At 72.5% G+C, this 19,243-nt stretch carries 20 protein-coding genes and 1 tRNA gene; 8 read left to right on the forward strand and 13 right to left on the reverse strand.

What is annotated here, in order from left to right; all coding sequences use genetic code 11:
• Nucleotides 1-45: 45 nt before the first annotated feature.
• From K7B10_RS30735 to K7B10_RS30770, 8 genes are all read right to left on the reverse strand, one after another.
• On the reverse strand, nucleotides 46-1,245 hold the full coding sequence (locus tag K7B10_RS30735; RefSeq protein ID WP_229341050.1) for a S8 family peptidase: 1,200 nt from the start codon (nucleotides 1,243-1,245) through the stop codon (nucleotides 46-48).
• A 189-nt stretch (nucleotides 1,246-1,434) separates the two neighbouring features.
• Nucleotides 1,435-2,673: an acyl-CoA dehydrogenase family protein gene (locus K7B10_RS30740; RefSeq protein WP_229341052.1), complete on the reverse strand. Its 1,239-nt coding sequence runs from the start codon at nucleotides 2,671-2,673 to the stop codon at nucleotides 1,435-1,437.
• A gap of 9 nt (nucleotides 2,674-2,682) precedes the next feature.
• Nucleotides 2,683-3,753, reverse strand: coding sequence for a phosphotransferase family protein (locus K7B10_RS30745; protein ID WP_229341054.1), 1,071 nt, complete (start codon nucleotides 3,751-3,753; stop codon nucleotides 2,683-2,685).
• Between the two features lie 137 nt (nucleotides 3,754-3,890).
• The gene (locus K7B10_RS30750) at nucleotides 3,891-4,802 is read right to left on the reverse strand and encodes an MBL fold metallo-hydrolase (RefSeq protein ID WP_229341056.1); all 912 of its coding nucleotides are present in this window, start codon (nucleotides 4,800-4,802) and stop codon (nucleotides 3,891-3,893) included.
• A gap of 75 nt (nucleotides 4,803-4,877) precedes the next feature.
• Nucleotides 4,878-5,174 carry a hypothetical protein gene (locus K7B10_RS30755; protein WP_229341058.1) on the reverse strand — a complete coding sequence of 99 codons (297 nt, stop codon included), beginning with the start codon at nucleotides 5,172-5,174 and terminating at the stop codon, nucleotides 4,878-4,880.
• A gap of 83 nt (nucleotides 5,175-5,257) precedes the next feature.
• Nucleotides 5,258-5,578, reverse strand: a complete 321-nt coding sequence (locus K7B10_RS30760; protein ID WP_229341060.1) for a DUF202 domain-containing protein — start codon at nucleotides 5,576-5,578, stop codon at nucleotides 5,258-5,260.
• Nucleotides 5,575-5,973 carry a YidH family protein gene (locus K7B10_RS30765; RefSeq protein ID WP_229341062.1) on the reverse strand — a complete coding sequence of 133 codons (399 nt, stop codon included), beginning with the start codon at nucleotides 5,971-5,973 and terminating at the stop codon, nucleotides 5,575-5,577. The genes K7B10_RS30760 and K7B10_RS30765 overlap by 4 nt, the downstream gene beginning before the upstream one ends.
• Nucleotides 5,974-5,982: 9 nt before the next feature.
• Nucleotides 5,983-6,513, reverse strand: a complete 531-nt coding sequence (locus K7B10_RS30770; RefSeq protein WP_229341064.1) for an NUDIX hydrolase — start codon at nucleotides 6,511-6,513, stop codon at nucleotides 5,983-5,985.
• 75 nt (nucleotides 6,514-6,588) lie between these two features.
• Here K7B10_RS30770 and K7B10_RS30775 point away from each other — a divergent pair, with 75 nt between their 5' ends.
• Nucleotides 6,589-8,244, forward strand: coding sequence for an FAD-binding dehydrogenase (locus tag K7B10_RS30775; protein ID WP_229341066.1), 1,656 nt, complete (start codon nucleotides 6,589-6,591; stop codon nucleotides 8,242-8,244).
• 4 nt (nucleotides 8,245-8,248) lie between these two features.
• Here K7B10_RS30775 and K7B10_RS30780 read toward each other — a convergent pair whose 3' ends face one another.
• Complete coding sequence (locus K7B10_RS30780; RefSeq protein WP_229341067.1) at nucleotides 8,249-8,701, reverse strand: ASCH domain-containing protein; 453 nt, start codon at nucleotides 8,699-8,701, stop codon at nucleotides 8,249-8,251.
• A gap of 195 nt (nucleotides 8,702-8,896) precedes the next feature.
• On the opposite strand from K7B10_RS30780, the gene K7B10_RS30785 reads away from it, so the two are divergent.
• The 3 genes from K7B10_RS30785 (at nucleotide 8,897) to K7B10_RS30795 (ending at nucleotide 13,143) form a co-directional block, all read left to right on the forward strand.
• On the forward strand, nucleotides 8,897-9,844 hold the full coding sequence (locus K7B10_RS30785) for a hypothetical protein (protein ID WP_229341069.1): 948 nt from the start codon (nucleotides 8,897-8,899) through the stop codon (nucleotides 9,842-9,844).
• Nucleotides 9,845-9,929: 85 nt separating this feature from the next.
• Nucleotides 9,930-11,474, forward strand: a complete 1,545-nt coding sequence (locus K7B10_RS30790; RefSeq protein WP_229341071.1) for an APC family permease — start codon at nucleotides 9,930-9,932, stop codon at nucleotides 11,472-11,474.
• Nucleotides 11,475-11,706: 232 nt separating this feature from the next.
• Complete coding sequence (locus K7B10_RS30795) at nucleotides 11,707-13,143, forward strand: amino acid permease (RefSeq protein ID WP_229341073.1); 1,437 nt, start codon at nucleotides 11,707-11,709, stop codon at nucleotides 13,141-13,143.
• Between the two features lie 80 nt (nucleotides 13,144-13,223).
• Here the strand turns inward: K7B10_RS30795 and K7B10_RS30800 are convergent, their stop codons facing one another.
• Both K7B10_RS30800 and K7B10_RS30805 read right to left on the reverse strand, forming a co-directional pair.
• Nucleotides 13,224-13,583, reverse strand: coding sequence for a zinc ribbon domain-containing protein YjdM (locus K7B10_RS30800; protein WP_308284650.1), 360 nt, complete (start codon nucleotides 13,581-13,583; stop codon nucleotides 13,224-13,226).
• Between the two features lie 72 nt (nucleotides 13,584-13,655).
• Nucleotides 13,656-13,740, reverse strand: a tRNA-Leu gene (locus K7B10_RS30805).
• Nucleotides 13,741-13,909: 169 nt separating this feature from the next.
• Here K7B10_RS30805 and K7B10_RS30810 point away from each other — a divergent pair.
• From K7B10_RS30810 to K7B10_RS41360, 3 genes are all read left to right on the forward strand, one after another.
• Nucleotides 13,910-15,235 (forward strand): M20/M25/M40 family metallo-hydrolase, encoded by a 1,326-nt coding sequence (locus tag K7B10_RS30810; protein ID WP_229341075.1) that lies wholly within the window; start codon nucleotides 13,910-13,912, stop codon nucleotides 15,233-15,235.
• Nucleotides 15,236-15,365: 130 nt separating this feature from the next.
• Complete coding sequence (gene chpH / locus K7B10_RS30815) at nucleotides 15,366-15,599, forward strand: chaplin ChpH (protein WP_229341077.1); 234 nt, start codon at nucleotides 15,366-15,368, stop codon at nucleotides 15,597-15,599.
• Nucleotides 15,600-15,696: 97 nt separating this feature from the next.
• Entirely contained in the window at nucleotides 15,697-16,500 is an 804-nt protein-coding gene (locus tag K7B10_RS41360) for a chaplin family protein (protein ID WP_229341079.1), read from the forward strand.
• 57 nt (nucleotides 16,501-16,557) lie between these two features.
• Here K7B10_RS41360 and K7B10_RS30825 read toward each other — a convergent pair whose 3' ends face one another.
• Nucleotides 16,558-16,746, reverse strand: coding sequence for a DUF5703 family protein (locus K7B10_RS30825; protein ID WP_030860319.1), 189 nt, complete (start codon nucleotides 16,744-16,746; stop codon nucleotides 16,558-16,560).
• A 47-nt stretch (nucleotides 16,747-16,793) separates the two neighbouring features.
• On the opposite strand from K7B10_RS30825, the gene K7B10_RS30830 reads away from it, so the two are divergent.
• Nucleotides 16,794-17,477, forward strand: coding sequence for a hypothetical protein (locus K7B10_RS30830; RefSeq protein WP_229341081.1), 684 nt, complete (start codon nucleotides 16,794-16,796; stop codon nucleotides 17,475-17,477).
• Between the two features lie 88 nt (nucleotides 17,478-17,565).
• On the opposite strand, the gene K7B10_RS30835 is transcribed toward K7B10_RS30830, so the two are convergent.
• Nucleotides 17,566-19,243: ATP-dependent DNA helicase (locus tag K7B10_RS30835; protein WP_229341083.1), on the reverse strand; the 1,678-nt coding region annotated here is incomplete at its 5' end.

Here is a 19,243-nt window from a genome sequence, read left to right on the forward strand (position 1 = left end):
CCCCGAGCCCCCGGACCCCAGCCGGGACCCCGGGGACCCGGATCCCTACGGGGTGACCTTCAGGAGCTTGTTCGCCGTGCCCGCCGAGGGGTTGGTCACGGCCCCGCTCGTGGCCGCGGCCGTCAGCGCCGCGGCCGTCTGCGCCGGGGTCGCGGACGGGTGCCCGGCCAGGTAGACCGCCGCGGCGCCCACCACGTGCGGGGTGGCCATCGAAGTGCCCGAGATGGTCTTCGTACCGGTGTCGCTGTCGTTCCAGTCGGACGTGATGTCCGAACCCGGCGCGTACAGGTCCACCACGGAGCCGAAGTTCGAGAACGAGGACTGCTCGTCGTCGATGGTGCTCGACGCCACGGTGATCGCCTCGGGAACCCGCGAGGGGGAGCCCTGTCCGGCGTCCGCGGACTCGTTGCCCGCCGCCACCGCGAAGGTGACACCCGAGGCGATGGCCCGGCGCACCGCCTCGTCGAGCGCCTCGTCCGCGCCGCCGCCCAGGCTCATGTTGGCCACCGAGGGGCCCGAGTGGTGCTGGGTGACCCAGTCGATCCCCGCGACCACCTGCTCGGTGGTGCCGGAGCCGTTGTCGTCCAGCACACGCACCGCGACCAGCTTCGCCTTCTTGGCGACGCCGTGCGCGGTCCCGGCTATGGTGCCCGCGACGTGCGTGCCGTGGCCGTTGCCGTCATCGGCCTTGTCGTCGTTGTCCACCGCGTCGAACCCGGACGTCGCGCGGCCGCCGAAGTCCTTGTGGGTCGTCCGGATGCCGGTGTCGATGACGTACGCCGTCACGCCCTCGCCGGCGCTGTCGGGGTAGTCGTACTTCTTGTCGCCCGCCTTGGCCGTCTGGTCGATCCGGTCCAGCCCCCATGACGGAGGGTTGTCCTGGGTGGCCTTGATGGTGAACTTCTTGTTCTGCACGACCTTGCCGACGGCCGGGTCCGCGGCGAGCCGCTTGGCCTCGGTCTCGCTCAGCCCGGCGGCCGAGAAGCCGTTGACCCCGGAGCTGTACGTGCGCTTCAGCTCGCCGCCGTACTTCTTGGCCAGCTCTTCCTTGTTCGCGGATGCGTCGAGGATGACGACGTAGCTACCGCTGATCGCACCGGGTGCGCCCAGTCCGTAGACCGTGCCCTCAGCCGGTGTCGCCGCTCCCGCTAAGGGGCTGGCGATCAGGGCCACGGCGGCCGCGGCGGCGGCTCCCGTGCCGACCGCCGCGTACCGGAAAGTGCGCGAGCGCTTGTGAGTTGCCATCTGGAGAGTTCTCCTCTTGCTGACGTGTGGGGCGTCAAACTTTCTGGAGAACCCTGTTCCGATTGACAGGCGCAAATCAAGAACGTACCCGCGGTTCGGGGTTGTTCAACAAGGTTTCTTAAAAGGCCCCCCGCACCGCCTTCACGTCGCACATGAGTTCGCGAGAACTCCTGCACGATTCCTGCACGTTCAGGAGCGGCCCGCGTACTTCTTCAGCTCGCGGTGCGCCAGCGAGCGCTGGTGCACCTCGTCCGGCCCGTCCGCCAGCCGCAGCGTCCGCGCCGCCGCCCACAGCTCGGCCAGCGGGAAGTCCTGGCTCACCCCGCCCGCGCCGTGCAGCTGCACCGCGTCGTCCAGGATCCGGACCACCGCCCGCGGGGTCGCGATCTTGATGGCCTGGATCTCGGTGTGCGCGCCCCGATTGCCGACCGTGTCCATCAGCCAGGCCGTCTTGAGCACCAGCAGACGCAGCTGCTCCACCGTGACCCGTGCGTCCGCGATCCAGTTCTGCACGACCCCCTGCGCGGCCAGCTCCTTGCCGAAGGCGGTGCGGCCCACCGCGCGCCGGCACATCAGCTCGACGGCCCGCTCCGCCATGCCGATCAGCCGCATGCAGTGGTGGATCCGGCCCGGGCCGAGGCGGGCCTGGGCGATCGCGAAGCCGGTGCCCTCCTCGCCGATCAGGTTGGCGGCCGGCACCCGGGCCCCGTCGAAGACCACCTCGGCGTGGCCGCCGTGGTCGTGGTCCTCGTACCCGTACACGGTCATCGCGCGGCGCACCTCCACACCCGGGGTGTCGCGGGGGACCAGGATCATCGACTGCTGGCGGCGCGGATCGGTGCCGTCCGGGTCGGTCTTGCCCATGACGATGAAGACCTTGCAGTCCGGGTTCATGGCCCCGGAGATGAACCACTTGCGTCCGGTGACCGTGTACTCGTCGGCCCCGCCACCGCTCGCCGACCGCTCGATCCGCGTCTCGATGTTCGTCGCGTCCGAGGAGGCCACCTCCGGCTCGGTCATCGCGAAGGCGGACCGGATCTCCCCGGCCAGCAGCGGCTCCAGCCACTGCTTCTTCTGCTCCTCGCTGCCGAACTGCGCGAGCACTTCCATGTTGCCGGTGTCGGGGGCCGCGCAGTTGGTCGCCATCGGCGCCAGGTGCGGGCTCCGGCCGGTGATCTCGGCGAGCGGGGCGTACTGCAGGTTGGTCAGCCCGGCGCCGTGCTCCGCATCGGGCAGGAACAGGTTCCACAGGCCCTGACGGCGCGCTTCGGCCTTCAGTTCACCGAAGACGGCCGGGGTGTCCCAGGGCGAGGCCAGCCGTGCGCGCTGCTCGGCGGCGACGGGTTCCGCCGGGTACACGTACTCGTCCATGAACGCGAGGAGCCGCTCGCGGAGTTCCTCGGTCCGGGCGTCGAATGCGAAGTCCATGGGTGTGCCTCAGCCTTCCTGGCCGTTTGCGAAGGGCCGGCGGCCCTGGAGGGTGGTCAGACCGTGCTCGATGAACACCGGGACCAGATCGCCGATCCGGTCGAAGCCCGCGCCCACCGTCTGCCCGAGCGTGTAGCGGTAGTGGATGCCCTCGAGGATCACGGCGAGCTTGAACCAGGCGAAGGCGGTGTACCAGGCGATCGCGCTGGTGTCCCGCCCGGAGCGGGCGGCGTACCGCTCGACCAGCTCGGCCGGCGTCGGGTGGCCGGGCGCGCCGCTCGTCGTGCTGACCGGGGAGTCCGTCAGCCCCAGGTCCGAGCTGTACATCACCAGCAGCCCGAGATCGGTCAGCGGATCCCCGAGCGTGGACATCTCCCAGTCCAGCACCGCCCGGATCGTGTCGTCCGGACCGCCGATCAGTACGTTGTCCAGCCGGAAGTCCCCGTGCACCACGGTCGGGGCGGGGGAGGCGGGAAGCGAGCGGCCGAGCGCGGCGTGCAGCTCGTCGATGCCCGCGAGTTCACGCCCCCGGGAGGCGTCGAGCTGCTTGCCCCAGCGCCGCAGCTGCCGGTCGAGGAAGCCCTCGGGGCGGCCGAAGTCGGCCAGGCCCACCGCCTGCGGATCCACCGCGTGCAGGTCGACCAGGGTGTCCACCAGGCCCAGCACCGCCCGCCGGGTGCGCTCGGGCCCGAGCCCGGCGAGCTGGCCGGCGCTGCGGTACGGGACCCCGTCCACGTACTCCATCACGTAGAACGGCGCCCCGAGGACCGACTCGTCCTCGCACAGGAGCACCGGCTCGGGCACCGGCACGGCCGTGCCGTGCAGCGCCCGGATGACCCGGTGCTCGCGCTTCATGTCGTGCGCCGTGGCCAGGACGTGTCCGAGCGGAGGACGGCGCACCACCCAGCGGCCGGCCCCGTCGGTGATCTCGTACGTGAGGTTCGACCGGCCTCCTTCGATCAGCCGGCCGTGCAGCGCCCCGGCCACGAGCCCGGGCCGCGCCCGGTCGAGATGGTCGCGCAGCCGCTCCAGGTCGAGGCCCCGGGGGCCGGGCGAAGCGGACTCTGACGCTGAGGTCATGGTGCGCACCTCCGTGCGGAGTGGACGAGACGGAACGAACGAGTCACATCATGCCGACCAGTCGGTATGTCGTCCAGTGTGCGCGGCGAACGAGTGCGGGCCGGAGGGGGAGCCCCTCCGGCCCGCACCCCCCGGGCTCACGCGTGGCAGAGGATCGGCGTCCCGCCGTTCATCACCGTCATGTCCTGGAGCACCGCCAGTATGTTCAGCGGCGCCCCCTCCGGTTCCCCGGCCAGCTCCGCGTACGCCCGGTGCAGGTTCGCCACGAGCCGCTCGCTCTCCCGCCAGGCCGCGAACTCACCGAGATCGGCCGCGCGCGCCGCCTCCAGCGGGCTCAGTCCCTTCGCCCGGCCCTCCCGGGCCAGCTCGGCCACGTACCGCAGGTAGCGCTCGGTGGCCTCGTACGCCGACGGGTCGGTCAGCGGCCCGTGCCCCGGCACGACGGTCTCCGCGCCCAGCGAGCGCAGCAGCTCCAGCGCCCGCAGCGAACCGGCCAGCGACCCCATCGCCAGGAAGGGCGTGCCCTCGGCGAAGACCAGGTCGCCGGTGAAGACGATGCCCTGCCGGGGCAGGAACACGATCGAGTCCCCGGTGGTGTGCGCGACGCCCGGGTGGATGACCCGGACCTCCGTCTCGCCGAGGTGGAAGGTCATCCGGTCGTTGTACGTGAGGTCCGGCGCGGTGATCTCGACCGAGCCGAAATCGGTGGCCGGCCAGATCAGCTCCAGCTGGTGCCCGGCCGCGATCTGTTCGGTGCGCGCGTTGTCGTGTCCGAGGATCAGCGCCTCGGGGGCGAAGACGGCGTTGCCGTACGTGTGGTCGCCGTGGTGGTGGGTGTTGACCACCGTGCGCGGCAGCGGCACTCCGGCCGCCACGACCGCCTCGCGCAGGGCCAGGGCCCGCCGCTCGGTGGCCGCGGTGTCGATGAGCAGGGTCCGGCCGCCGTCGCTCACGAAGCCGGCGTTGTTCAGGCACCAGCCGCCGTCCGGCTGGACGTAGGCGTACACCCCGTTCGCGGGCTGGACGAGGTACGGCTCTTCGGCGGTCATGCGTGCTCTCCCCGGGTCGCTCTGACAAGCGGTCAGCATCCTGCCAGCCGCGGCGGCGCCGGGGGAGGGCGGGGGTCAGTGGTCGTCGTAGTGGCCGTCGTGCTCGGCGTGCCGGTGCCCGTCGTGCACGTAGTCCACGTGGTCGCCGTGCTGCACCGCCTCGTGCCCGCAGGCCGGCCCGTGGGCGTGGTCGTGGTCCTCGTGGGCGGCGTGCGCCGCGGGCTCGCACTCGTCCCAGTGCCCCGCGTGCTCGCGGTGCAGATGGCCGTCGTGCGCGTAGTCGACGTGGTCCCCGTGGGGGACCTCGGTGTGGCCGCAGTCGGGGCCGTGGGCGTGCGTGTGGGTGGAGTGTTCCCGGTGCATGGTCGTCATGGCGCCGAGGCTAATGCGGAACGTCCCTTATTGCCTGTTCTGTGCCGGGCGGCGCGGATAAGCCTGATCATCCGACGGACAGCTCAGAAGATGACCGCCACCGCGAACACCGACAGCGCCACCGTGCACGCCACCGCCGCCAGCGCCGACCGCGGCGCGAGCCCCGGCGGCCGGGCCGCCGCCAGCTGCCGCACCCGGCGGTGCGCGATCCCCAGGAACGCCAGCCAGATCAGCACGATCACCGCCGTCCCGAGCACCTCCACCGCGGACCCCGAGCCGCGCAGCGCCGTCCGCAGGGCCAGCACCGCCGTCACCGAGCACGCCAGCGTCGTACGCCGCCACGCCAGCCTGGTCCGCTCGGGCTGCAGCCCCGCGTCGCGGCCCGCCGTACCCGAGGCCGTCACGGCCGACTCGTCCAGCCCATCAGCACCACCAGCACCATCGACACCGCGACCAGCCCCACCCCCAGGCTCAGCACCACCGGGAACCGGGAGATCGGCAGGTCCTCGCCCCGCCGCATCGCCCGCTCGCACCGCACCCAGTGGTTCACCGCCCGCAGCGCGCAGGCGGCGCCCACCGCGAGCAGTGCGAGGGACATCCCGACCCGCACCCCCCAGCGCAGGTCCGGCAGGAACTGGTCCACCGCGAATCCGCCGCCCACCAGGGCGAGCGCGGTCCGGATCCAGGCCAGGAAGGTCCGCTCGTTGGCGAGCGAGAACCGGTAGTCGGGGGTCTCGCCCTCGTCCTTCACGCGCTGCGGCGCGAACCAGAGGCGCACGTCCTTGACGAAGTCGATCACCCCGTCAATCTACTGGTGACGCTCCCGGTGCGCGCGCAGCCGCCGGTACGCCTCCAGTCCGTCCGGCACCCACTCCCACCCGCCGTCCGCGACCCGCCCCGCCAGCTCCTCCTCGGAGAGCCACGCGTGCCAGGCCACCTCCGATTCCTGCGGGCGCACCGGCAGGTCACAGCGCACCTCGTGCACGTACGACCACCAGGCCCCGCCCGGCCCCTCGTACAGGAACTTGAACAGCGGCACCGGCTGCGCCAGCCCCGCCACGCCCAGCTCCTCCTCGGCCTCCCGCAGCGCGGCCCCGGCGTAGCTCTCGCCCGCGCCGACCACCCCGCCCACGAACATGTCGTACGCCGAGGGGAAGACCAGCTTCGACGCCGTCCGCCGGTGCACGAAGACCCGTCCCCGCGCGTCCCTGGCCTGTACGAAAACGCACCGGTGGAGCAGTCCGCGCGCGTACACCTCGCCCCGCGGCGCCCGACCCGTCACCCGGTCGTCCCGGTCCACCACGTCCAGCACTTCGTCAGCAGCACTCACACGGCTCATCCAACCACCGCTGTTGACTGGTTACCGCTCCGTAGCCAAGGATCTGCCCCACCACCGACGGAGGACGGGTTCGCCATGACGTACGACGCAGACGTGATCGTGATCGGGGCGGGGCTCGCCGGCCTCGTGGCCACCGCAGAGCTCGTCGACGCGGGCCGCAAGGTCATCCTGCTCGACCAGGAGCCCGAGCAGTCGATCGGCGGACAGGCGCACTGGTCCTTCGGCGGACTGTTCTTCGTCGACTCGCCCGAGCAGCGGCGGATGCGGATCAAGGACAGCCGCGAGCTCGCCCTCCAGGACTGGCGCGGCACCGCCGGCTTCGACCGCGAGGAGGACGCCTGGCCGCGCCGCTGGGCCGAGGCGTACGTCGACTTCGCGGCCGGCGAGAAGCGGCCCTGGCTGCACGCCCGGGGCGTCCGCTTCTTCCCGGTGGTCGGGTGGGCCGAACGCGGCGGCTACGACGCCAACGGCCACGGCAACTCCGTCCCGCGCTTCCACATCACCTGGGGCACCGGACCCGGCCTCGTCGCCCCCTTCGAGCGGCGGGTCCGCGCCGGGGTGGCCCGCGGCCTGGTCAGGCTCGGCTTCCGCCACCGGGTCACCGGGCTCGCCCGGACGGCCGGCGTCCTGGACACCGTGACCGGCGAGATCCTGGAGCCCTCGGATGCCGTACGGGGCACCGCGAGCGGCCGCGAGAGCACCGGGGCGTTCTCCCTGCGGGCCCAGGCGGTGATCGTGACCAGCGGCGGCATCGGCGGCAACCACGACCTCGTGCGCAGGCAGTGGCCGCAGCGGCTCGGCACCCCGCCGCGGCGGATGCTCTCCGGGGTCCCGGCGCACGTGGACGGCCTGATGCTCGGCATCGCCGAGGAGGCCGGGGCCAGCCACATCAACAAGGACCGGATGTGGCACTACACCGAGGGCATCGAGAACTGGAACCCGATCTGGGCCGGGCACGGCATCCGCATCCTGCCCGGACCGTCCTCGCTCTGGCTGGACGCCACCGGCAGGCGGCTGCCCGTACCGCTCTTCCCCGGGTTCGACACCCTCGGCACCCTCGACCACATCATGAAGACCGGCCACGACCACACCTGGTTCGTGCTCAACCAGCGCATCATCGGCAAGGAGTTCGGCCTCTCCGGCTCCGAGCAGAACCCCGACCTGACCGGCAAGTCGGTCCGCGACGTCATCGACCGGGCGCGCCAGGCCGTACCGGGGCCGGTGAAGGCCTTCATGGAACGGGGCGCGGACTTCGTCGTCGAACGCGACCTCGCCTCGCTGGTGCGCGGCATGAACGCGGTCACCAAGGAGGACCTGCTCGACGAGGAGACCGTCCGCCGGGAGGTCGTGGCCCGGGACCGGGAGATCGCCAACCCCTTCACCAAGGACCTCCAGGTGACGGCCATCCACGGCGCCCGCAAGTACCTCGGCGACAAGCTGATCCGCACCGCCGCCCCGCACCGGATCCTCGACCCGAAGGCGGGCCCGCTGATCGCCGTACGGCTCTCCGTCCTGACCCGCAAGTCCCTGGGCGGCCTGGAGACCGACCTGTCGTCCCGGGTCCTCACCGGGTCGGGCGAACCGCTGCCCGGACTCTACGCGGCGGGCGAGGCGGCCGGCTTCGGCGGCGGCGGGGTCCACGGCTACCGCGCCCTGGAGGGCACCTTCCTCGGCGGCTGCATCTTCTCGGGGCGCGCGGCCGGCCGCGCCGCGGCCGAGGCGGTGGGCTGAGCCCTCAGGGGGTCGGGAGGATCTCGACGACCCGGAAGCGTTCCGCGACGACCGGCGTGTCGTCGGCCACCGTGAACCCCGGGTCGCCGAGCACCTCCCGGATCTGCGGACCGTGCCGGTACCGCTCGTGCGCAGCGCGCCATTCGGCCACGGACGTGAACCCCTCGCCCTCGTCCAGCGCGTGCGCGAGGTCGACCCCCGCGAGCGGCGGCACCCGTACGCCCGTCACCTCCAGGACGGCCACCGGACGCTCCGCGGAGTCCACGACCGCCATCCGCTCGCCCACCACCGGCAGCGGACCGCCCACCACCGGCAGCGGACCGCCCACGGCCCCGTACTCGGTCAGCAACCCGGTGGTCGAGGTCTTCTCCCCGCTGAGCACCGCTGCCACCAGGGAGTCGCGCAGCGGGCCGGGGAAGGCGAACAGGGCGGGCGGGAGATCCTCGTAGCTCGTCATGCGCCCAGCCTGCGGTCGCCGCCGCGATGGCCGCGAAGGAGTTGAAACGCGCCAACTGTCGCCATGTCCGCACCAGTTGAAACGCGCCACGCAGTGGACTGGACCTTGACGCGGAGCTGTGCGTACCGGTTTGCTGTGCGTGATCATCCAGCCAAACCGCCCGCCCGCGCCCGTGTTCTGGAGGGAAACCCGCGGATGTCCCCGCCTCCGCCGCCCCTCGGCCGCGCCCGCAAGCGGGACGCCCAGCTCTTCGACCCGGCCCTGTGCGACACCGAACTGGTGGACGTACGGGCCCAGTTCACCCAAGGCCGGTGGGCCAGGGCCCGCTCCCTCCTCGTCACCACCGGAGACGACTGGGACCGCCGCGGCCACCGCCTCGTGGTGCTCGCCGAGACCCCGGCCGCCACCGCCTGGGCCCGCGAATGGCTGCTCGCCGAGCCCGAGAGCCCCGACGCCGCCACCCTGCTCGCCTGCGCCGCCGTCTTCACCGCCCTGCGCCGCAAGGGCACCCCCGAGGCGGCCGAGGAGGCCTGCCGCCGGGCCGCCGCCCTGCTCCCCGCCGACCCCACCCCCTGGCTTGGGCTGCTCATGCTCACCCGGGCCTTCGGCACCGAGGAGGAGTTCAGCCGCCACTTCGACCAGGTCCGGGCCCGCCACCGCGAGCACCACCACGCCCACCACCTGATGGTCGCCAAGCTGGCCGAGCACACCCCCGCCGCCGGCCAGGACCCGCTCCACGAGGTCTACGACTTCGCCGCCTGGGCCGCCGAGGAGTCCCCGGCCGACTCCCCGCTCGCCGTCCTCCCGGTCATCGCCCACGCCGAGCGCTACCGGGTGCTCGCCGCCACCCGGGGCGGCACCTCCGACGGGGCCGCCGCCCACTGGTCGAGCCGCCGGGCCCGCCAGGTGCTGCGCTCCGCCTTCGACTGGTGGCTGGAGTGGGAGCGCGAGGACCACCCCCGCAACCGGGTCGACCTCAACTTCCTGGCCCACGCCAAGCTCTGCGAGGGCCGCCCGGCCGAGGCCGCCGCGCTCTTCCACCGCATCGGCAGCCATGCCACCCCCGCCCCCTGGTCCTACCCGGACCTCGACCCGCACAAGGCCTTCCTCGCCGCCCGCAGCGCCGCGCTCGGCACGGCCTGAGACGGCAGGGCGCACAGCACCCCCCGCTCGACCGCACCCCCGCTCCGCACGACCTTCCCCCGGACCTTCCCCGAAAGGACCCGCCATGGCGACGGGCAGATCCTCCACGCTCGGCACCGCGCCCGAGATCCGCACGTACAAGGGCCAGGACCGCGCCCTGCGCGCCGACCGCCTCGGCACCGCCGGACTGCTGCTCTCCGTACTCGCCGCCAGCGCGCCCCTGATGGTGGTCGCCGGCGTGATGCCCACCACCTTCGGCGTCATGGGCATCGTCGGCCAACCCCTGCTGTTCGTGATCCTCGGCCTCGTGCTCGCGCTCTTCGGCATCGGCTACGCCGAGATGAGCCGGCACGTCCACAACGCCGGCGCCTTCTACGCGTACATCGCCCGCGGCCTCGGCCCCACCGCGGGCGCCGGCGCCTCGCTCGTCGCCCTCGTCGCGTACAGCGCCATGCAGGTCGGCGTCTACGGCATCCTCGGCTTCGAGATCTCCAGCCTCTTCGCCACCTACCTGCAGATCGACCTCGCCTGGTGGATACCGGCGCTGGCGGCCGTCGCCCTCACCGGCGCGCTCGGCTGGCTCAAGATCGACCTCAACGCCAAGGTCCTCGGCGTCCTCCTCCTCATCGAGGTCGTCCTCGTCGTCATCTTCGACATCGCGGCCCTCGGCAAGCCCGGCGCCGAGGGGATCTCGCTGCACGCCTTCAACCCCGAGACCCTGAGCGGACCCGGCCTCGGCACGGCCCTGTGCTTCTGCATCGCCGCCTTCGTCGGCTTCGAGCAGTCCCCGGTCTACGCCGAGGAGACCAGCAAGCCCCACATCGTCGTCTCCCGCGTGATGTTCCTGGCCGTCGGCTTCGTCGCCCTCTTCTTCGCCTTCAGCGCCTGGGCCCTCACCGTCGCCACCGGCCCCTCCGAGGTCGTCAAGAGCTCCGCCGAAGCCGGACCCGGCCTGCTCTTCCAGCTCACCGAGGCCCGCCTCGGCACCACCTTCACCGACGTCCTGCACGTCCTCTTCGTGACCGGCATGTTCGCCGCCATGCTCAGCTTCCACAACGTGGTGGCCCGCTACGCCTTCGCCATGGGCCGCGAGGGCCTGCTCCCGGCCGCCTTCGGACGGACCAACGCGGGCACCGGCGCCCCCGCCACCGGCTCGCTCCTGCAGACCGTCGTCTCCGTCCTCGTCGTCGTGGCCTTCGCCGTCACCGATGACAAGCCGGCCGGGGACCCCACCACGCCCGTCCTGCACCTGTTCACCTGGATGGGCAACGTCGGCGCCCTCGGCGTGACCCTCCTGATGGCCGCCGCCTCCTTCGCCGTCATCGCCTTCTTCGTCCGCCGCGGCACCGCCGGCGCCCAGATCTGGCGGCTCGTCGCGGCCGGCGCCGCCGGGATCGCCCTGCTCGCCATCGCCGTCTACACGGTGAAGGACTTCGACGTCCTGGTCGCCGCCGAGAAGGGCTCCGCGCTCAGCTGGATCCTGCCCGGGATCATCGGCGCCGCCGCCGTGGGCGGGCTGCTGTACGGGGCCGTCCTGCGCGGCCGCCGCCCCGAGGTGCACGCCCGCATCGGCCTCGGGAACGAGGCCTTCCGCCTCGACCAGGCCGCGGAGGCCGACCCCCGCTCCTGAGGTCGGCTGCTGCGAGCCACTGCCTCGCTTTCCAGCCCATGTGATGCCCCCGGCAACCGTTTCCATGGTCGCCGGGGGTTTCTGCGTGGGGAGCCCGGGTTTTGGCCATGGCCGGGGCTCATGGTCTCCTGGGGCGACAAAAACATCCGGACCCCCGCACAGGTGACACCACCCAGCTCCCCTGCGCGGCGGCACGGACCTGCCTGTCCCACCCACGAAGGCGAAGCCCTACATGAGTGACCGCACCTTGACCGAGGCCCTCGCCCCGGCGTCCTCCCGCCACGTCGACGCCGGTGACGAGGGCTACAGCAAGGACCTCAAGTCCCGCCACATCAACATGATCGCGATCGGCGGGGCGATAGGCACCGGCCTGTTCCTCGGCGCCGGCGGCCGGCTCGCCAACGCCGGCCCCTCCCTCGCGATCGCCTACGCGGTGTGCGGCATCTTCGCCTTCTTCGTCGTCCGGGCCCTCGGCGAGCTCGTGCTCTACCGCCCCTCCTCCGGCGCGTTCGTCTCCTACGCGCGCGAGTTCATGGGGGAGAAGGGCGCCTACACGGCCGGCTGGCTGTACTTCCTGAACTGGTCCACGACCACCGTGGCCGACATCACCGCCGCCGCGACCTACGCGCACTTCTGGTCCATGTTCACCAGCGTCCCGCAGTGGGTCCTCGCCCTGATCGCCCTCGCCGTGGTCCTCACCGCGAACCTGATCTCGGTGAAGTACTTCGGCGAGATGGAGTTCTGGTTCTCCCTGGTCAAGGTCGCGGCCCTGGTCGTCTTCCTGCTCGTCGGCATCTACCTGGTCGCCACCAGCCACCCGATCGACGGCCACACCCCGGGCCTGGCCTCCATCACCGACAACGGCGGCATCTTCCCGTCCGGCATGCTCCCGATGCTCCTGCTGCTCCAGGGCGTGGTCTTCGCGTACGCCTCCGTCGAGCTGTGCGGAGTCGCCGCCGGCGAGACCGAGAACCCCGAGAAGATCATGCCGAAGGCGATCAACTCGATCATGTGGCGCGTCGGCCTCTTCTACGTCGGCTCGGTGATCCTGCTCGCGCTGCTGCTCCCGTACACCTCGTACTCCTCGGACCAGAGCCCCTTCGTCACCGTCTTCGACAAGCTGGGCGTCCCCGGCGCCGCCGGCGTCATGAACCTGGTCGTCCTGACCGCCGCGCTCTCCAGCCTGAACTCCGGGCTCTACTCCACCGGCCGCATCCTGCGCTCGATGGCGATGTCCGGCTCCGCGCCGAAGTTCACCGCCCGCATGAACAAGGGCAAGGTCCCCTACGGCGGCGTGCTCTTCACCGCCGCCTTCGGCCTCGCCGGCGTCGGCCTGAACTACCTGATGCCGAAGGACGCCTTCGAGCTCGTCCTGAACTTCGCCTCGCTGGGCATCCTCGGCACCTGGGCGATGGTCATGATCTGCTCGCTCTTCTTCTGGCGCCGCGCGCAGGAGGGCAGCCTGGAGCGTCCGTCCTACCGCCTGCCCTGGGCCCCGTACACGCAGATCGTCACCCTGGTGTTCCTGGTCGCCGTGCTGGTCCTGATGTGGTGCGACGGCGGCGTCGGCCGCACCACGGTCCTGTGCGTCCCCGTCATCGGGGCCGCCCTCGTCGGCGGCTGGTTCCTGGTCCGCCGCCGCGTGGCGGAGATCGCCGCGAACCGCTGACGGCCCCCCGGACGCCTGCCGTACGAAGAAGGACCCCGCCCTCGGGCGGGGTCCTTCTTTCTGCGTCGTGAAGCCGTGGATCAGGCCTTCTTGACCACGCTGGACTTCAGCTGCATGGCACCGAAGCCGTCGATCCTGCAGTCGATGTCGTGGCCGTCCACACCGTCGATGAGCCGGATGTTGCGCACCTTCGTGCCCGCCTTGATCCCGGAGGGGCTGCCCTTGACCTTGAGCGCCTTGACCACGGTCACGCTGTCGCCGTCGCTGAGCACGTTGCCCACGGCGTCCTTGACGACCTTCTCGCCGGAACCCTCACCGGCCTGCGCGCCGCCCTCGGCGGGAACCCATTCGTGGCCGCACTCGGGGCACACCACGAGGGCGTTCATCTCGTAGGTGTACTCACAGGAGCATTTCGGGCAAGGGGGAAGGTTCTCGATCACGGCTTCAGGGTAGCCGCAGCGAGAACGGGCCCGAAACGCGAAGAACCCCACCGAAGTGGGGTTCCCGCTCTGTGTCCGAGGGGGGACTTGAACCCCCACGCCCGATAAAGGGCACTAGCACCTCAAGCTAGCGCGTCTGCCATTCCGCCACCCGGACAAGGTGTCTGTCTCGCGTCCCTCGCGGGCCGTTCCGACGTGGAAAACATTACCAAACATTCCGGGGTCCTCGATCACACCCCCCGGCGGCCGAGGATCGCCCTTGGGGAGAGCCGGGTGAAGCGGGAGGATGGGGAGGCAGTCGGTACCGATCAGTGGGAGGAAGCAGCGTGAGCGAGTCGAGCGCGGGCAGGACCGTTTCCGGCGAGGACGAGGTCGTCGACCTCTGCCGGGACCTCATCCGGATCGACACCAGCAACTACGGGGACCACTCCGGTCCCGGGGAGCGCAAGGCGGCCGAGTGGGTCGCGGAGAAGCTCGCCGAGGTCGGGCTGGAGCCGCAGATCTTCGAGTCCCACAAGGGGCGCGCCTCGACCGTCGCGCGCATCGAGGGGGAGGACCCGTCGCGGCCGGCCCTGCTGATCCACGGGCACACCGACGTGGTCCCGGCGAACGCGGCCGACTGGACGTACGACCCCTTCTCGGGCGAGATCGCCGACGGCTGCGTGTGGGGCCGCGGTGCCGTCGACATGAAGGACATGGACGCGATGACGCTGGCCGTCGTGCGCGACCGCCTGCGCAGCGGGCGCAAGCCCCCGCGGGACATCGTGCTGGCCTTCCTCGCGGACGAGGAGGCGGGCGGCGTGTTCGGCGCCCGGCACCTCGTGGACAAGCACCCCGGGCTCTTCGACGGGGTCACCGAGGCGATCGGCGAGGTCGGCGGCTTCTCGTTCACCGTCAACGAGAACCTGCGGCTGTACCTGGTGGAGACCGCCCAGAAGGGCATGCACTGGATGCGGCTCACGGTGGAGGGCACCGCGGGCCACGGCTCGATGACGAACAACGACAACGCCATCACGGAGCTGTGCGAGGCCGTGGGCCGCCTCGGCCGCCACCAGTGGCCGGTGAGGGTCACCAAGACCGTACGGAGCTTCCTGGACGAGCTCTCGGACGCGCTCGGCACCCCGCTCGACCCGGAGGACATGGACGCGACCCTCGCCAAGCTCGGCGGCATCGCCAAGATGGTCGGCGCGACCCTGCGCAACTCGGCCGCCCCGACCATGCTCGGCGCCGGCTACAAGGTCAACGTCATCCCCGGCCAGGCCACCGCGCACGTCGACGGCCGCTTCCTGCCCGGCTACGAGGACGAGTTCTTCGCCGACCTCGACCGGATCCTCGGGCCGCGCGTGAAGTACGAGGACGTGCACGGGGACAGGGCGCTGGAGACGGACTTCGACGGGAAGCTCGTCGACGCCATGCAGGGCGCCCTCAAGGCCGAGGACCCGATCGCGCGGGCGGTCCCGTACATGCTCTCCGGCGGCACGGACGCGAAGTCCTTCGACGAGCTGGGCATCCGCTGCTTCGGCTTCGCCCCGCTGCAGCTGCCGCCGGAGCTGGACTTCGCCGGGATGTTCCACGGAGTGGACGAGCGGGTGCCGGTCGACGGGCTGAAGTTCGGCGTGCGCGTGCTGGACCGGTTCATCGACAACTGCTGAGAATCGGGTAGGTGTGCGTTTCTCACTGGGAAGAGTGAATGCACTCATACGCTCGTAGCCCTGGTGACGCCTCCTCGTTACAGGTGGTGCGGTCCGCGGCTGGGACCGCAATTGCCAACTAGGAGGAACAATGTTCAAGAAGGTTGTCGCCGCTGCGGCTGCCACCGGTGGTCTGGTTCTCGCGGGTGCGGGCCTGGCCCAGGCCGACGCGGGTGCCCAGGGTGCGGCCATCGGCTCCCCGGGCGTCCTGTCCGGCAACGTCGTCCAGGTCCCGGTCCACATCCCCGTGAACGTCTGCGGTAACACGGTCAACGTGATCGGCCTGCTGAACCCGGCTTTCGGCAACACCTGCGTCAACGCCTGACGCTTCTGAAGTCCTGGGCCCCGGAGCGCATTCCAGCGCTCCGGGGCTGCCGGGCTTTGGGGCCCGGCTGTTCTTACACCGCAGGGGGACAAACGCAATGCGACGACAGGCAGCGGTCACCAGGAAGACCCTGATCACCATGGCGGCGGCGGGGGGTGTGCTCGCGCTGGGTGGGGGTTACGCACACGCGGACTCCGGCACGTCCGGCCATGCCGTGAACTCTCCGGGCGTGGCGTCGGGGAACTCCGACCACGTACCCGTGGATGCTCCGGTGAACGTCTGCGGCAACACCGTCTCGGTGGTGGGGCTGCTCAACCCGGCCTTCGGGAACCGGTGTTCCAACGACTCGGCCACGCCGAACCACCCCGGTCACCCGGGGCACCCGGGCAACCCCGGCCACCCGGCCGAGCCCGAGGAGCCGGACGAGCCGTGCGACGAGGACGAACCGGACCACCCGGGCCACCCCGGCCACCCCGGCACTCCGGGCCACCCCGGTCACCCGGGCCACCCCGGCACTCCGGGCCACCCCGGCAACCCCGGAACCCCCGGCAACCCGGGCCAGCCCGGCACCCCGGGGACTCCCGGCAACCCCGGAACCCCTGGCACGCCCGGTCAGCCCGGCACTCCGGGCACGCCCGGCAACCCCGGCCAGCCCGGCAACCCCGGAACCCCTGGCAACCCCGGCAACCCGGGTACTCCCGGCACCCCGGGTACGCCCACCGGGCCCGGCGCGGGCGGCCTCACGCCCGTCACCCACCCCGGCCAGGGGATCGCGCCGGCCCAGCGGGCCGGGCTCGCCGCCACCGGCGCGGGAGACGTCCTCGGCGTGGGCCTTCCGCTCGCCGCGGGCACCCTGCTGGCCGGCGCCGTGCTCTACCGGCGCGCCCGCAACGCCGCCTGACGGGCGGCGGCCGTACGACGCGGGCCCCGGACCGGGGCCCGCGTCATCCGTCCCAGGTCACCAGGTGGCGCGGACCTGACGGATGATCCTCCGGCGCAGCCGTACCCGGCGGCTGCCGTCCCGGTACAGGGCCAGCCGGTCGATCTCCCAGTTTCCGTACTCGGCATGGTCGGTGAGCAGGCGGGTCGCCTCCTTGCGGGGCACACCGCGGGGCACGTACACGTCGACAAATTCGTATTCCGGCATCGCATCTATTGTGCGGGCAGAGCCCTGCTACGGATAGCGTCTGCACTATGTCTGATGCCGCTCTGCCCAGTGTTGCCGAGGTACGCGCCGCCGCCGAGGCGGTCAAGGCCGCGCTCGACCGCCACCTCGCCGCGGTCGAGAGCAGGATCGGGGACGAGGACCCGGCCGTCTACGCCGCGTTCAACGAACTCGCCGCCGCCGCCGAGGAGTACGACGAGCTCCTCTACGACCGCTACGACGAGGTCACCCCGTTCGAGATCCCCACGCCCGAGGACGGTGTCCCGTACACCGGGCCGGCGGAGCCCGCGGCCTTCAGCGTGCTCATCCGCCGTGACTACGCCGTCGTCGAACCAGCGAGGCTGATCGCCCAGGCCGAGCGCGTCGCCGCGCACGACCGCGAGGCCGAGCTCGCCCTCGACGGCGGAACCGCCGGTGCGCTGGGCGTGCTCTTCGGGGAGTACGAGCCCGACGAGATCGCATCCCGCTACAAGGAGTTCGGCCTGGAGGAGGGGGACTCCACGCTCTGGATCGCGGCCTCGGAGGAGGTGGCGGAGCCGGGGGAGTGGCTGGGCTCGCCCTTCGGGCACACCGATCCGCAGGACGTACTGCACCGGTTCGACGTCAGCTCCGTCTTCGACGAGGAGACCGACGACTTCGACGAGGACGAGGACGAGGACGAGGACGAGGACGCGGGCGGCCAGGCGGCCCGGCCCGGCCTGACACCCGCCTGATCCCGGTCCCCGTGCACGACGCCGCGGCCCCCGTCCCGGAAGGGCGGGGGCCGCGGCGCGTACGGGTCACTCCGGGATCATCGAGGCGTCACTCCGGCTGCTCCTGCGCCGCCGCCACGAGGGCCCGCAGCAGGCCGGTCAGCCGGGTCGTGCGCGGCTTCGGCAGCACCCCGGCGACCGCCTGCGGCAGCGCCTGGTCGACGCCGTGCACCACGGACAGGTGGCGCTCCGCCCGCCCGAACGCCGTGTACACCCAGTCCCGGGAGAGGGCCTGCGCGGCGTCCTTGGGCAGTACGACGACCGCGGCCGGCCAGCGCGCGCCGACGGCCTGGTGCGCCGTCACCGCCCAGCCGTGCCGCACCTGCGACTCCACCCGCTCCTTCGGTACGACGATCCGCGCACCGGCCGCGTCCAGGTGCAGCCCCTGCGCGTCGGCCGACACCACCCGGGCCGGGACGGCCCGCCCGGGCGAGGGCACGTGCACGACGCGGTCGCCGGGGTCGAAGCCGCCGAACCGGCCGGGGCCCGGGTTCAGCCGCTCCTTGAGGGCCGCGTTCAGCGCCCGCGTACCCGCCGGGCCGCCGTGGCCCGGGGTGATGACCTGGACCGCGTCGGCCGGGATCCCGAAGGCGCGCGGTACGGACTCGGCCACCAGCTGCACGGCGCGGTGGACGGCCTCCCCGGCGGCCTGCACCGGGACGATGACGACCTCCTTGCCGGGGGCGTCGACCTGGTTGAGCTCGCCGATGCCGATGCCCGAGACGAGTTCGCCGATCGGGCCGGGGTCGGGGGTGCGGGAGACCAGCTGCGGGCAGGCGCGGGCCGCCAGGACGTCGGCGAACACCCGGCCGGGTCCGGCGGATCCGAGTACGCCGGGGTCCCCGGAGAGCACCAGGCGGGCCCCGTCGGGAACGGACTCGACGAGCGCGGCGGCGGTCTCCACGTCCAGCTGCGGGGCGTCGAGGACCACGAGCAGGTCCACGGCGAACTGGCCGTCGGCGTCCCGGCCGGGCCCGGCGGCGCCGGAGAGCAGGTCCGCGACGGTGACGGCGCCGTGCGCCGGGGTGTGCGCGGCCAGGCAGACGCGCAGGCCCTGGTCGCGGGCGGCGGCCAGCAGGGCCAGCGGTTCGGCGCGGGCGGCCTCGCCGCCGGTGTGGGTGACCAGGCCGTGGCCGGAGACGGCGCGGATCAGGTCGGCGCCGGGGCCGGCGGCGGCCTTCTCCCAGTCCGCCGGGGCGTCGAAGGTGTTGGCCAGCCGGGCCAGGCCGTCGGCCAGGCTCTCCTCGGCCAGCGCGTAGCCCTCCAGGCCGACGAGCACGCGGACGGGCTGCTCCTCGCCTTCGGCGGCGGGCGGGCCGAGCGGCTCCTGGAAGACGAGGACGGCGCCCTCGCCGATGGCCCGCTCCAGGGACTCGGCGGGGTCCGGGACGCCGTACTGGGCGAGGGCGGCTTCGAGGGTCGGTGCTTCGAGGGCGGTGTGCCCCTTGAGCGCGGCCTGCTCCAGCAGCCAGCCGAGGAGCGAGGCGGCCCGCCGCTCGTCGCCGGGACCGGCGCCCTGGCCGAGCAGGGCGCGGGCGAAGCCGTCGGCCTGGGTGGGGCGCACGCCGGCGACGGCGAGGAGCCGCCAGGGGTCGTGGGCGAGCTGTTCGGCGGCGTCCTCGCCGAGGGCGGTGGCGGCCGGGAGGGCCAGCGCCTCGGGGGCGCCGCCGCGGGCGAGCACGGCGCGCACGCCGTCGACGCCGGCGGCGGTCGGGGCCGGGACCGTG

Source organism: Streptomyces flavotricini (genome assembly GCF_020639365.1).
In the GTDB taxonomy this organism is placed as follows: Bacteria; Actinomycetota; Actinomycetes; order Streptomycetales; family Streptomycetaceae; genus Streptomyces; species Streptomyces flavotricini.